General features: G+C 69.5%; 13 protein-coding genes. 7 read left to right on the top strand and 6 right to left on the bottom strand.

Annotated elements, in window-relative coordinates:
* Positions 1–14 precede the first annotated feature (14 nt).
* From ACSHV8_RS24620 to ACSHV8_RS24610, 3 genes are read left to right on the top strand one after another with little or no spacing between them, the layout of a single operon-like run.
* Positions 15–461: a roadblock/LC7 domain-containing protein gene (locus ACSHV8_RS24620; RefSeq protein ID WP_436536125.1), complete on the top strand. Its 447-nt coding sequence runs from the start codon at positions 15–17 to the stop codon at positions 459–461.
* On the top strand, positions 458–919 hold the full coding sequence (locus ACSHV8_RS24615; RefSeq protein WP_436536124.1) for a DUF742 domain-containing protein: 462 nt from the start codon (positions 458–460) through the stop codon (positions 917–919). Before ACSHV8_RS24620 ends, ACSHV8_RS24615 begins: the two co-directional genes overlap by 4 nt.
* Positions 897–1,490 carry a GTP-binding protein gene (locus tag ACSHV8_RS24610; RefSeq protein WP_436536123.1) on the top strand — a complete coding sequence of 198 codons (594 nt, stop codon included), beginning with the start codon at positions 897–899 and terminating at the stop codon, positions 1,488–1,490. Before ACSHV8_RS24615 ends, ACSHV8_RS24610 begins: the two co-directional genes overlap by 23 nt.
* Before the next feature lie 28 nt (positions 1,491–1,518).
* Here the strand turns inward: ACSHV8_RS24610 and ACSHV8_RS24605 are convergent, their stop codons facing one another.
* From ACSHV8_RS24605 to ACSHV8_RS24580, 6 genes are all read right to left on the bottom strand, one after another.
* Positions 1,519–2,580 carry an NACHT N-terminal helical domain 7-containing protein gene (locus tag ACSHV8_RS24605; RefSeq protein WP_436536122.1) on the bottom strand — a complete coding sequence of 354 codons (1,062 nt, stop codon included), beginning with the start codon at positions 2,578–2,580 and terminating at the stop codon, positions 1,519–1,521.
* Positions 2,581–2,582: 2 nt separating this feature from the next.
* A complete protein-coding gene (locus tag ACSHV8_RS24600) occupies positions 2,583–3,782 on the bottom strand; it encodes a CHAT domain-containing protein (protein WP_436536121.1) in 1,200 nt (399 codons plus the stop codon).
* Positions 3,779–5,704 carry a hypothetical protein gene (locus ACSHV8_RS24595; protein ID WP_436536120.1) on the bottom strand — a complete coding sequence of 642 codons (1,926 nt, stop codon included), beginning with the start codon at positions 5,702–5,704 and terminating at the stop codon, positions 3,779–3,781. The genes ACSHV8_RS24600 and ACSHV8_RS24595 overlap by 4 nt, the downstream gene beginning before the upstream one ends.
* Positions 5,705–5,707: 3 nt before the next feature.
* Positions 5,708–6,712, bottom strand: a complete 1,005-nt coding sequence (locus ACSHV8_RS24590) for a hypothetical protein (RefSeq protein ID WP_436536119.1) — start codon at positions 6,710–6,712, stop codon at positions 5,708–5,710.
* Positions 6,709–7,017 carry a hypothetical protein gene (locus tag ACSHV8_RS24585; RefSeq protein WP_436536118.1) on the bottom strand — a complete coding sequence of 103 codons (309 nt, stop codon included), beginning with the start codon at positions 7,015–7,017 and terminating at the stop codon, positions 6,709–6,711. Before ACSHV8_RS24585 ends, ACSHV8_RS24590 begins: the two co-directional genes overlap by 4 nt.
* Positions 7,018–7,235: 218 nt before the next feature.
* Entirely contained in the window at positions 7,236–7,736 is a 501-nt protein-coding gene (locus ACSHV8_RS24580; protein ID WP_436536117.1) for a MarR family winged helix-turn-helix transcriptional regulator, read from the bottom strand.
* Positions 7,737–7,851: 115 nt separating this feature from the next.
* Between ACSHV8_RS24580 and ACSHV8_RS24575 the strand changes: the two genes are divergently transcribed.
* The 4 genes from ACSHV8_RS24575 (at position 7,852) to ACSHV8_RS24560 (ending at position 13,114) form a co-directional block, all read left to right on the top strand.
* On the top strand, positions 7,852–8,598 hold the full coding sequence (locus tag ACSHV8_RS24575; protein ID WP_436536115.1) for an SDR family NAD(P)-dependent oxidoreductase: 747 nt from the start codon (positions 7,852–7,854) through the stop codon (positions 8,596–8,598).
* 189 nt (positions 8,599–8,787) lie between these two features.
* A complete protein-coding gene (locus ACSHV8_RS24570) occupies positions 8,788–10,614 on the top strand; it encodes an Hsp70 family protein (RefSeq protein WP_436536114.1) in 1,827 nt (608 codons plus the stop codon).
* Entirely contained in the window at positions 10,611–12,218 is a 1,608-nt protein-coding gene (locus ACSHV8_RS24565; RefSeq protein WP_436536113.1) for an AfsR/SARP family transcriptional regulator, read from the top strand. The genes ACSHV8_RS24570 and ACSHV8_RS24565 overlap by 4 nt, the downstream gene beginning before the upstream one ends.
* Before the next feature lie 401 nt (positions 12,219–12,619).
* Positions 12,620–13,114 (top strand): universal stress protein, encoded by a 495-nt coding sequence (locus tag ACSHV8_RS24560; RefSeq protein ID WP_436536112.1) that lies wholly within the window; start codon positions 12,620–12,622, stop codon positions 13,112–13,114.
* Positions 13,115–13,363: the final 249 nt, after the last annotated feature.

Raw genomic sequence — 13,363 nt, 5'->3', positions numbered from 1 at the left:
CAGGGAGCTGCACGATGGACAGCATCACTACTCACCACGGCAGTGATCTCAGCGCCGAGGTGAAGACGTTCAACTGGCTTCTCGGCTCGTTCGTGACCCGGACCGCCGGCGTGCAGGAAGCCGTCGTGGTCTCCTCGGACGGCCTGCTGATGGCCCGCTCGTCCAAGCTGGAGGAGGCCGACCCGGAGCGGCTGGCCGCGGTGGTGTCGGGCATGACCAGCCTGTCCGCCGGCGCCAGCGAGTGGTACCGGCTCGGCGCCCTGAACCGGGTCGTGGTCGACGTGTCCGACGGCTATCTGGTGGTCACCTCGATCAGCCGCGGCTCGTCGCTGGGCGTGGTCGCCAGCCGGTCGGCCAACCTCGCCACCGTGGCCTACGAGATGACGCTGTTCGGCACCCGCGCGCAGGAGGCCCTGACCCCGGGCCTGATCGCCGAACTCAAGATCGCCGTCCAGAGTTGAGCGACCAGAAGCCCCCCGAGCCGATCGGGCGGATCCCTCCCTATCTGAGGAATCCGTCCGGCGGCCCGCCGCCGGCACCCCAGCCGCCGCGGCCCCCGGACCCCGGCCGGTCCGCCTCGCTGCGCCCGTTCGTGCTGACCGCCGGACGGGTCAACGCGGCCGACCCGGAGATCGACGTCGAGACACAGGTGACCTTCCGGATCCAGGAACCGTGGACCGGCCGGCCGCCGCTGACCGCGCTCGGCCCCGAGATGCAGGCCATCGTCGCGCTGTCACGCATGCCGATGTCGGTCGCCGAGATCTCCGCCCGGCTCGGCCTGCACCTGGGCGTCACCAAGATCCTGGTGGCCGACCTGCGCGCGGTCGGCTACCTCGACGTGCACATCGCCGACACCCTCAACCCGCTGACCTCCGACACCATCCTGCGAGTGATGCATGGACTTCGCGCCATCTCCTGACCCGACCCGGCCCCCGATTCCCGTCAAGATCATCGTTGCCGGGGGCTTCGGCGTCGGCAAGACCACCACCGTACGGTCGATCTCCGAGATCGCCCCGCTGACCACCGAGGCCGAGATGACCTCGGTCTCCGTCGGCGTCGACCACCCCCGGGCCGGCGGCAGCAAGAGCACCACGACGGTGGCGATGGACTTCGGCTGCGTGACCATCGACCACAGCCTCAAGCTCTACCTGTTCGGCACCCCCGGCCAGGACCGGTTCGGCTTCATGTGGGACATGATGGTGCACGGCGCGCTCGGCGCCCTCGTCGTCGTCGACAGCTCCCGGCTCGACGACTGCTTCCAGCCGATCGACTACTTCGAACAGGCCGGCCTGCCCTTCGTCGTCGCGGTCAACGCATTCGACGGATACACCGTCCACGACCTCGCCGAGGTCCGCTGGGCCCTCGCCGTCAACGACCGGGTGCCGGTGGTGGTCTTCGACGCCCGGGTGCGCACCTCGGTCCGCGACGCGCTGCTGGCACTGCTCGAACAGGCCCTGCACCAGGTCCAGGCCGCCGAGGCTGCCCGGTGAGCCGGCATCCGCCGGAAACGGATTCCGGTCAGATCACCTCGGATCGGATACGAGCGACCAGCCGAACAGGATCGATCAGACGAGCGTCGGCGAACCAGTTGGGGGCGCCTTCCACCGGAACCCTCGTCGTCGAGTCGAACCGTATGAGCAGCACGTGGTCGTCATATTCGGTCAGGGACTGCCCGTGGGCCTGTTTGTAGGCGTGGCCCTGCCAGATTTCCCGACCATATTCGGGGGAGAGGAAGAGAATGCTGACTCGTCCGGAACCGCCGTAAATGGTGCGGAGCCGGTCGAGGAGCCGTTTTCCCTGCAGGAACGGCCCGGGTGGGAGAAAGAGTCGGGTCCGGAGCCCGGCGTCGTCAAGAGCGGTGGCGACGGCCTCGGCGTAGGCTCGCTCGTCCTCGGCGAAGACCAGGTGGATGTCGGCCGGCCGTGGCGGCGGTATGACCGCAGGCGGCGGGGGCGTCCGGCCGATCGCGGCTGCCGGCGGAAACAGGTCACGGGTCAGCATGTCGTTCAGAATGAGCCAGCTGTTGAACTCCGGAATGTCCGCGGTCAACCGACGGACGAGTGTCTGGTACTGCGTCAGGGCCAGGTCAGGCATCTGCGGAAGCGTGGTGGGAAGGCTGTCCCGAGCCCGACCGGAGATCGAGGTCCCCGCGACGAAACCGAGGCAGCGATGCGCCAGGTCGCCGAAATAGCCGCGCAGAACATCGAGGTTGCCTCGGAAGGAAAGTTGTTGCCCGGGGCACGGTATGTCCATCTGCAGTAGGCGGTCCGTGCAATCCAGTGCCAGATCAGGGCTCCACTCGCCCATGAGCATGACCTGCTCCCACAGGCTGATACCAGCCGCGTCGTAAACCGGCCGGCCGACGGTGTCCCGGAATGCGGCGAAGCCGGCGGTACCCACCAGAATGGCGTGGGCCAGGGTGATCCGGTCATCAGGGTTGTCCGGTACCTGGCCCCACTCCCACCCGGCCGGGCTACGCCTGAGTTTGGAACGGGCACTGCGAATCGACGAACGAAACCGGTCGGCCGGCCGAGACGAGAGAACCTTGCGGGCCCGACCGTACGAGAGCGGCGCCATCATGATCAGTTGCTCTCGACGATCAGGTTCGGGTCGCCGTAGCAGGCGTACAGCAGGCCCAGCGGGTTTTGCCATCGGAGGAACAGCCGCCGGCGGGCTTGCACCACGGCCTCGCCGAGCGGAATCCTCTGCAGCAGGGCGGCGTAGAACTCCTCGGCGAACACGGCAGCCACACTGTCCGGGACATCGACCTCGGTGCCGACAAAACCGCGGTGCCGGTTGTTGAGGAACCACTCCGGGAACGAACGGCGGGTGTGCTGGTCCACCTTGGCCGACCCGCAGGCGTTCACGACGACCAGCGAACGTGATGCGGCGGAGACGCCACGGTCCTGGGTACGCTGCCGGTAACCATTGAGGATGGCGAGCATGGTCAGTGTGCGCTTCTGTTCCCCGGGACCGCCGACCAGCAAGGTGTACCCGATGTCGGTGCGGTTCTCGGTCAGGCAGTGGCAGGCGAAGTGCTGAATCTGTGCCGCACCGTCGGTGTTGCGCCCGCCGTCGAGGGCGACAGCCGGATCGAAGAGCACGTCGAGAAGCCGCTGCTCCACCTCATCCTGGTCGAGGCCGGCGGCCGGCCAGGGCCCGTCCACCGACATCAGGTCCGGTCGCAGCCCGAAGGTCGCCGCTTCGGTTTTCGCCCCGGCCATGTCGTAGGTGATCAACTGGACCGGGAGGCGCGGTGCGGCGACCAGCGGATCGTTGCGGACCGGGAACGGCCCCACACGGCGTACGGCCATGCTGAACCCGAGGAAGCGGCGCAACCCGGTGGCCACCTCGTCCAGATTGACGAATTCGGCGAACGGCTTGCTGTCCAGCAGGGGCAACACTTCGAACGGGAAGTAGTCGTCGTGGCCGCGGACCTCGACGATCGGGACGGCGTCCGAGTGCCGCCAGTCCGGCCAGCGCCGAATCAGTCGCATCCGGACCTCGTCGAGCCGGTCGGCATTGCGGCCCACCAGGTCGAAGGCGAACTGGGCGAGCTCGCCGTCGAGATAGTGCAGCGCTCGCTTCAGCGTCTCGAGGCCGGGGCGCTCCCGTTCGACCAGTCCGCGGAAGTGTTCGAGGATGGTGTCGACGTTGACCCGGGCGGAAAACAGTGCGGCCCGGCGTCCCAACCGGAGATCGGGAAAGCCCTCCATCCGCAGCACGACGTGGCCGGACGGATCGTCGAGATCGAAAACGGCCAGTGGGCTGTGCGATGTCACCGGCCGGATCCCGGGCCTTTCAAGGTCAACTCCAGGGACTGCATGGTGTGGCCGGCCTGCGCCACCTGGATCCACATCCAGGGCGTCTCCGAGCCGGGGTCGGCGGGGCTCACGGTGTACGAAAGATCGGCGGGCTGACCCGGACGGACGTCGATCGTGCGGGCGGTCTGGCGCAGCGTGGGGATGTTGCTCTCGATCGTCACCTCGAAGGTGACCAGCGGGGCGTCCTTGCCGCCGCGTAGTTGCAGCGGCGCGTTGAGGCCGTCGTTCAAGGGGTTCGGGCCGATGACGACTGAGAGGTCGTACCGGTCGCCCCAGCGGACCCGGGTCACGCCGTCGTCGTTGATGGGCACGGTCTGGCCGTTGGTGAGCAGGGCGATCGAGAGGTGGCCGTCGTAGTTGTCGAGGATCGGGCCGCGCAGGGAGTTGTGCAGCGTTCGTTCGACGACCGGAGCGAGATCTTCGCGCAGACCGAGGCGGACACCGGCCCGGACCGAATCGGTGAGCTGGTCGGGAAGCCGGGCGATCGAGTCGATCAGCGCGCTGCCGGAAGCGGACGGTGCCGGGATGGCATCGTCCCAGACCCGATAACCGGCCGCGGGGGCACCGATGGTGTAGCTGGTGGACATGGCCGCGAAGATGGCTCGTTCCTCATCGGCGTCCCGAGGGCGCCGCCAGCCGAGGGCGTCGATCAGTTCCAGCCGGTGCAGGTCGATCGCGGACTCGATGGTCTGCCCCCAGCGAATCGTGTGCTCGATCGAAGCCCGGTAGGCGCCCGCGGCCAAGAACAAGCAAGCGAAAGCCGCAGGGGGCGCCAGGACCACGGCCGGCCACGCGTTGATGGTGAGCACGACCAAAAGAATTGGCGCGTAAATCATAATCACTACTCGAAATATGTTGAACTGGGACCTTTCGGGAAGCATAAATAATAGAATTGCTGGCACAAATGCCGTAAGCGCCGCTATTACACGTGCAATATTCGTTGCTGTCGAGGGATTTGGAGTGTCCATCGATTCCACGACGAGGGCGAAAGCTGTCAGAATCCAGGCCGCTCCGAGAACCCATCCCACCGCAAGCCGAACGGAAACCTGGACGCGTTGCGCGGCCGTTGAAAGAAGCCGCCGCTCGTCCTCGGGCAGAAGCATGACGAGCCTGGGAACAGTGGTGCCGACATCGAGACCGTACCGGGTGCTCAGCCTGTCGGAGACCGCCGATTCCGCATTCCCCAACCTGGTGGCCTGGATGCTACGAGACCACGGATAGCGCAGCGCTAACGACGGCGCGCACAACGACATGAGCAATCTCGAATGCTCTGCCTCGAGGTCGTCAATCTGTGCAGCCGAGCCGGCTTGGTTGTTCCATTCCTTCCATAGCTCGTCAGCGGTGCCGGCGACGACGTCCCTGAGTGTATGGTCCTTCTTGTGCCCGTCCTTGAGCAGCGTTGCCACTCGGCCCCGCACGAAATCGGGTGTGAAACTCGCAGCCTCGGGCGACATTCCTGATCGGCGGGCGATGACGCTGGTGATTCCCGCTGCCAGGGGTTCGAAGAGATTCGCGCGGTCCCAATTCTTGTCCCTCCCGGCCCGATCGACCGCCGCGTCCCGAGCCCGCTTCTGCCTGGCCCTTGCAGCGGTCACTGTGGGCTTCAGCAGGTTGGGAAGGTCCTTGGTGTCGCCGGCGCGCAGGAGGCGAGTCAATGCATCAGACAACGGAATCATGATGATCATCGCCAGGACCCCGGCTCCGGCCCAAGCAACGGCCTCCCGAGCACCCGATGTCGGTTTCGTTCCCCACACTGCGACATCGGCGCCCCACAGCAGGGCAGCGGTGGCGACGATCGCAAGCAATACCGGGAGCATCCCGATCACCGATGCCGGAAAGCGGAGTACCCGCTGATAGACGCGGGGATCCAACAGGTTCATCGCCTACGACGCCTTAGGGGTCGGTATCGGTGATGCGCTGCCCAGCGGGGCCGGTGTCCCCACCGGGAAGATCAGCGTCTTCGACGGGCAGCCCGGCACCGGCACCGTCTGGACCATCGGGGCGCTGTCCGTGCCGCCGATCCGGATCGCGTTGACCGCCGCCAGACCACATCCGAGCGCCTGCTGTCCAGCGGCGTTCAAGGTCAGGGTGAGCAGCACCGGCGGGGTGTCCTTGGGCTTCGGCTGCGGTGCGACGGCCAGCAGCAGCACGCCGCCGGCGACCAGCACCACGGACCCGGCGGCCAGCACCCGTGCCAGCAGGAAGCGTTCGCGGACCTCGTCGGCCGCCCTCAACAGGAAGATGTCCCGCCGGATCGCCTCGGCCCGCCGTACCTGTTCGGTCGAGAATGCCAGGCTGTACTGCTTCGACGCGAGGTCGGCAGCGGCGGTTGCCGCGGCGGTGCGCCGTTCGGCCGCGGTGATCCGGGCGGTGCGAACAGCCTCGGTCAGCAACTTGTCGCGTGGCTTGGCCTCGCTGCGCTGCTCGGCGACGGTGAGTTCCGATTCGGCCGCGACTCGCAGCCCCTCGGCCAGTTGCGCCTTCGCCTCGATGAGGAGGATCTCCCCCTCCTTCGTGGTCATGGCGGCCTGTCTTCGGCCCAGATCGGCGAGCAGGTCGTCGGCACTCTGGTACGGCTGGCCGGGCACCCGCGAGATATCCATGCCGGCCAGGTCCTTGTTCTCCAGGGAGAGCGGGACCAGCACGCGGGCGAAACCGAGCACGCCAACCAGAGCGCCGGTGGCCGCCGCCGCGACGCCGAGGATCAGTGGCAGCGTGTCGTACCCCGCCTCGCCGGGCGCCCGGACCAGTGCGGTCAGCAGGGCGAGGCTGGGTATCGCGCCAAGAGCGGAGGCGAGCCACCGGGCGGTGCTGCGGGTCCCTTCGGCCGCAGAGACCGCCAGATCACCAACGCCCGCCGGTGGCGTGGGCGGGGCCGGTGTGGTCACGCCGAATCCAGCCGGACGCGGATCAGCGGTGGCGGTGGGCCGACAATGTCGAGCACTTCGAGCATGGTGATGACGACCGAGTCGTACCCGGCGATCTCGACCACGGCGCCGGCCGGGGCGAACCGGGTGGCGCGGCGTAGAAACGTGTGCAGGGCGTCTAGCGAGAGGACGTCCGCCGCGTCCAGGATCACCGTTTTCGGGTCGGGTTCGTCGCCACGATTGTTGAGGATCGACCAACTCCGGCAGTGCACCCGCACCGTGCGGCTGTCCGGCCAGACGACGATCAGTTCCAGAGTTTGGGCCACAGCCACCCGTCCTTCATGGATCCCTCTCGGTCGAGGATCGTATCCAGCACGGGCCCTACCCGTCATCACCCGTATCGGTGGTCGGGGTCGGCGCGCAACGCGGCCTCGACCAGATGTGGGTTGTGATCCTTCGGGAGCGGCTCTGAACGCCGGACGACCCGGCCACCGGCCAACTCATCGACAGCGGCAAGCTCGTTGTCCGAGGGTGCGGGTGCGGGTCAGCAGTCGGCTTCGTCGGGAGCGAGTGACTCCCGCTGAGCGGTCTGCGCGACGCGCGAGAGCAGGGTGCGCAACTGCTCCGCATCCTGCTCGTCGAGGTCGGCGAGCAGACGGGCCTCGGCGGCGGCGAGACCGAGTCGCACCTGCTGCAGACGGGCACGCCCGGTGTCGGTGATGAGGACCTGGCGGGCGCGCCGGTCCCGGGGGTCGGGCCGCCGGGTCACCAACTGGTGCGCTTCGAGGTCGTCGAGCAGGTAGGTCATCACGGTGCGGTCGAGGCTGACCTCTTTGGCCAGAACCAGTTGTGTGGGCGGCTCCCCGCCGGCGAGGGCCATCAGGACCAGGTAACCGCGCGGCCCGCCGGGCAGGCCGGCGACGGATTCGGTGGCGACGCGACTGAACGCGGCCGAGACCAGGCGGATCGCCCAACCCAGGTCGGTCTCCAGGGCCAGGTCGTCGGCCACGCCGCGGGATTTGCCCCCGGAAGCGGATGCACTCACCCGATCATCGTAGCACTATGCGCTTGCCGACAGATGTTCTTGTCGGCAGAACATCTGTGGTGCATAGTTTCTGGGGAAGCCGCATCGCGTGATGACGACAGCAGGGGAGACCGCAATGAGCACCGCTTTGCACGGAAAGACGGCACTGGTGACCGGGGCGACATCCGGGATCGGCAAGGCCATCGCGCAGAACCTGGCCCGCCAGGGAGCCGAGATCGTGCTGCACGGGCGCGATCACGCCCGCGGTGAGGCCCTGGTCAAGCAGATCGTGGCCGACGGCGGCACGGCCCGGTTCGTTGCGGCCGACCTCGCCGACGCCGACGACACACTGCGCCTGGCCGCCGCCGCGGGCGACGTGGACATCCTGGTCAGCAGCGCCGGCCTGTACGAGTTCGCCCCGACCGCGGCGACCGATGCCGCGAGCTTCGATCGGCACGTCGCGGTCAACACCCGGGCGCCGTTCCTGCTCGTCGGAGCGCTGGCACCCGGCATGGCCGAGCGCGGGCGAGGGGCGATCGTGCTGGTCGGATCGAGCGCGGCCCGCCAGCCCGCTCCGATCGGCGCCGCCTACGGCGCGTCCAAAGCCGGCGCGGAGATCCTGACCCGTTACTGGGCCACCGAATTCGGACCTTCCGGCGTACGGGTCAACGCGGTCTCGCCGGGCCCGGTGCACACCGAGGGCACGGCCGCGATGCTCGGCGAGCACATCGCAGCCCTGGACAAGACCAACGCGCGTGGCCGCGCCGGCCGCCCCGAGGAGATCGCCGACGTGGTCGCGTTCCTGGTCAGCGACGCCAGCAGCTACGTCAACGGTGCCGTCCTGTACGCCGACGGCGGCGAACTGAGCAACCTGCCCGGCTGAGAGGACCGGGTCGCCCGGGATCTACGCGATCCGGGCGACACGCGGAACGGTGCCGGGAAGGGCGGCCGGGTCGGAGCCGGCTGCTCCGATCTTCTCAGGGCACTTGACGTGCACGAACGGGGTGTTGCCGGGGGCGGTGAGTCCATTGTGGGGCTGACGTCGTGGCTTCCGTCTGTTTGACTGGGATCTATGCAGTTCGGGGCGCCGCGGCTCGCGGTCGACTACGGGACAGCCTGTACACGCGCGGTGATCGCCGGATCCGGTGGGTCCTGGCAGGCGCTGACGATCGACGGCACCCTCGAACCACACAACGTCGCCCACGTCGATGTGAACGGGCGGATCACCGTCGGCAACGCGGCCTGGCGGCAGGCGAGCGTCGACCCGGACGGGTTCGTCTTCGCGCCACTGGGCGAGGGGACCGCCACGATCACCCGGCACGGCCGCGAGATCGAGGTGTCCGACCTGGTCGCGGCCATGCTGCGGCTGGTTGCGGACGAGGCGAGCGCGGTGCTGGGCGAGCTGCCGGCCGATGTGCGGCTGACCGTGCCGGCCGGCTGGGGGCCACGGCGGCGCATGTGGCTGCGCAACGCCGCGCACCGGGCCGGCCTGGGTCTGCCGACGCTGGTCGAGGCGCCGGTCGCGGCCGCCAACCGTCAGCTGTTGACCGGCGGGCAGCTGGCGGTCGGCGCGTTCGTACTGGTCTGTGACCTGGGCGCCACCACCGAGGCGTCGGTGTTGCGGCGCGGGCCGGGCGGCTTCGAGGTGCTGTCCACGCTGTTCGACGCGGATGCGGGCGGGCAGGCGATCGACCAGCTGCTGGCCGGCACGCTGCTGGTGCCCGCTACCGGCTCGCGCAACGAGCCGCCCCCGTGGCCGGTGCTGGCCAATGTCCGTACGGGAAAGGAAGCTGTTTCTTTCGAACCGGCCGTCACGGTGCCGCTTCCGCCACCGGATCCGCCGGTCGTGATCAGCTCCGGGCAGGTGGAGACGACCGCCCGGCCGGTGCTGGGACGTGCCGCGGACCTGTGCGCGGCCGCCGTGCAGGCCGCCGAGCTCACCACCGCCGACCTGACGGCGGTGTACGTGGTCGGCGCCGCCGCCACCATGCCGGCCGCGCACGCGGTCCTGCAGGAACGCCTGGCCGTGCCGGTGCAGGTGGTTCCGATGCCGGGCGCCGCCGCGGTGCTCGGCGCCGCCGATGCGACCGGAGCCCAGCCGGGTTCGGCGCCCGTCGCGCAGCAGATGTCACCGCCGTCCGCGCGGGAACTGCTCGGCCTGCTCGTCCCGGGCGTGCTGTCGCTGGTGCTGTTCGCGCACTTCGTGTTCTCGGCCCAGTTCAGCGGTTCCCGGGTGCTGCACCAGGCGCCCTGGTGGGTGTGGGCGAACTACGGCGAGCTGGCCGTCGCCTGTCTGTTCGCGCTGGCGGTGTGCCTGGCGTTCGGCCCGTGGACGGGCGTGATGCTGGCCCGTGACCAGCGGTTGCAGGGCCGCTGGGATGCCGTCGGGCAGGTCTCGGCCGGGATGTTCACCGCCGTTGCCGTGGCCGGCACCGTCTGCGCGCTGTACGCGCTGATCGCCAGCCTGTACTTCCTCTACCCGTTCGGGCTGCCGCTGCGCTGGGCGTTGCTGCCGATCCTGCCGTCCGCGCTGATCGCGATCACCGTCACCGTGCTGCTGCGCAAACGCCCGGCCGTGCTGAACGAGGGCATGCCGCTGCTGCCGGTGCTGCTGATCGGCGGCGGGGACCTGCTGTTCGCGTACACCATCAGCTCCGGGTATCTGCTGTGGTTGAGCGCGCTGCACGCGATCGGCACGCGCGCCGGGGTCGTCATGGTCGGGGTCGGGATCGCGATCCTGCTGTTCCGGATCACCCTGCTGCGTGTGGTCGCGGCGGTGACGCTGGGCGCGCTCGGCTTCTTCCTGGCCGACTGGCGCATCGCCAACGTGGTCGGCGTCGCGGTCGCGCTGGCCTTCGCCGGCTGGTGGGCGCAGCGCCTCTGGGCGCAACTGCGGTGATCCGGGCGGTACGCGGGATCGGCGTCCTGCTGATCGCGATCGCCGTCATCGTCGGGCCACCCGTGCTGGTCGCCCTGTGGCTGATCGATCACCCGCCGAGCCTGGACGACCTGTCCACCGGCGGGCCGATGAGCGCGGGCACGATCGTGGCGCTGGGGACGATCCCGGTCGTGGTGGTGTGGCTTGTGCTCAGCGTGGCGCTGCTGCGCCGCGGGATCCGCCAGGTGCGGGCCCATCTGCGGATGCCGACACCGTCGCAGGTGACCGCCGGGTCGATGGCCGGCGCGATCGTGCTGGGCGGCCCGGCCGTGGTCGCGGTGACCGCGCCGGCCACTCCCGCGGCTGCCGCGACGACACCGGCCCAGGACGTGCTCGGCGCGCGGGGCGTGACCCTGCCCGACGGCGCCGGATGGGTGCCGGCCGCGGTCGGTCAGGCGGTCGCGACCACGGCCGCCGCGCTCTGGTTGCGGCGCCGCCGAGCGTATCGGCCGGGGGAGTCCGGCAACGAGGATCTGCGGCCGTTGCCGGTCACCGTCAACGCTCTGACCAGCGTCATCGATGCTTCCGCGCCGCCGGTTCCGCTGGTCGAGCAGCTACCGCCCGGTGGCCTCGCGCTGACCGGGCCCGGCGCCGGTGACGCCCTGCGCGGGCTGCTGATCACCCTGCTGCTCGGCGGCCGGTCCGTGGTGATGACCTGGGCCGATCTCGGTGAGCTGCTCGGGGATCCGTATCGCAGCGGACCTCTGCCGGCCGGGCTGCGAGCCGTCGACGAGCTCGAATCGGCCGGCGCGGACGAGACCGCGCTGAGGCTGCGACCGCACGCCGGGACCGGCCTGGGTCATCCGGCAACCACCTGGGAGGTCGGCGCGGACGGGACGGTCGCCGGGGCGCGGCGGCTGTGCGTGCTCAACCCGCGCGCCGCCGCCGATCTGCTCCAGCTGCTCACCCTCGCGCGGCCGGTGGAACCGGTGCCGATCGCTGTGAGCCCGGCGGTCGCCCGGCTGCGGCTGCTGGGCGGCTGCGAACTGAGCGTCGAGGGCTCGCCGGTGGTTGTGCGCCGCCGCGCCGGCCTGCAGGTTCTGGCCTACCTCGGTCTGCACCCGGCCGGCGCGACCGGGCATGAGCTGATCGCCGCGATCTGGCCGGGCCTTCGACCCGCCAGCATCGCCAACCGGCTGCACGTCACCACCAGCGAACTTCGCAAAGACCTTGTTTCGCGTACGGCGATAGAGCTGCTCCGCCACGAAAACGGCCGTTACATCCTTACCGGGGCGGTGGAGGTCGACGTGCATCGGCTCAGCGACGCGATCGCCGGGTTGGAGCGGGCGATCACGCCGGGGGAGCGGGGCCTGGCACAGCGGGCGGTCGTTGACGCGTACGCCGGGGAATTGGCCTTTGACTGTGATTGGCCGTGGCTGATCCCGCTGCGCGAAACGTTCCGGCGCCAGGCGCTGACGGCGTATGTGAGCCTGGCTGATTCGGCCGAGCCGGACGAGGCGGTGCAGTTGCTGCGGGCCGCGATGACGGTCGACCCGCACAACGAGGACGTGCTGTCCCGGGTGGCCGCGGTTCAGGGCCCGCGCAGGCCACGGCCCTACGCGTGAGTCCGCGGTGCTCGACCAGCACAAGTACGCGCATTCCCTCCCGTCGCGCAGTCCCGCGGATCTGTTCCAGGAGGTCGAGAACCTCGGTGCCGTCCGCGTCGGCCCGGCCCAGGTGTTCAGCCCGGGCAGCGTCCCCGCGCAGCAACGACTGGCCGGTAGTGGCGATCGACGCGACACTGCGCCACTTCGTCGCGTACCCGATGTCGACCTCGCGTTTCCTGCTCGAACTGGCCACGAACCCGGACGGTGTCGTGCTTCCGCCCTCTCGCTGACGCGGGCCCATGACGGGGGCGTCAACATCGGCGTCACGGCCGTACCGAAAGCATCAAAACGCCTTGTCCGATGACGTTCTCGGCAATGGACTGGCCGGAGTGCCCGTTCGGTGAAAGTGATGGCCCCTGATGAAATCCGTAGCTGCCGGTCGCATCGTCGTCGGCGTCTCCCCGTCCCCGTCCGGTCTGGCCGCCCTGCGCTACGCGGTCGCCGAGGCCCGGCGCCGGGCCGTGCCGGAGGTTGTCGCGGTGCGGGCGTGGATCGACCCCGACTACGGTCGGCGATCCACCTCGCTGTGGTCCGACGGACTGCGCCGGGCCGCCCGGGCGACCATCGACACGGCGATCGCCGAGGCGCTCGGGTCGGTGCCCGGCGACCTGGCGATCCTGGCGTGCACGCCGCAGGGGCGGACCGGACCGGTACTGGCCGAACTCGTCGGTGAGCACGCCGAGCTGCTGGTGCTCGGCGCCCGGCGCCGCATCGGGTTCGGCCCGGCCGGGTATTGCGCGCGCCGGGTCGGCTGCCCGGTGATCGTGGTGCCGCCTTCCGCGCTGGTGGAGGCCGAACGCGGTTGGGGCCGCGGTTTTGACCGGGAACTGCGCCGGCTGACCGAGAATCGATGACCGGTGGGGGTCGCAGTGTGGCGTCGTCCACGAGTTCCAGGCTCTCAAGACGCTGAATGGCGTTAGAGTCAGGCCACCGCCCGCACGGCGCCTCCTCGATTCGGTTTCGCGAGATCTGTGCCGCGGGTTGCTCAGTATGGGCTCTCCGGGCTGTGCCGGTGCTTGGCTGCGCGGCTGTCCAGGTCGACAGGCCCATCCACACCCGAGATGTGACACATTCTTGCCATGCGTCGACCTGCTACTCAGCCA

Source organism: Actinoplanes sp. HUAS TT8 (assembly GCF_051380535.1).
Lineage (GTDB): Bacteria > Actinomycetota > Actinomycetes > Mycobacteriales > Micromonosporaceae > Actinoplanes.
The sequence above is the reverse complement of the archived record's forward strand: the minus strand, read 5'-3'. Positions and strand labels throughout refer to the sequence as shown.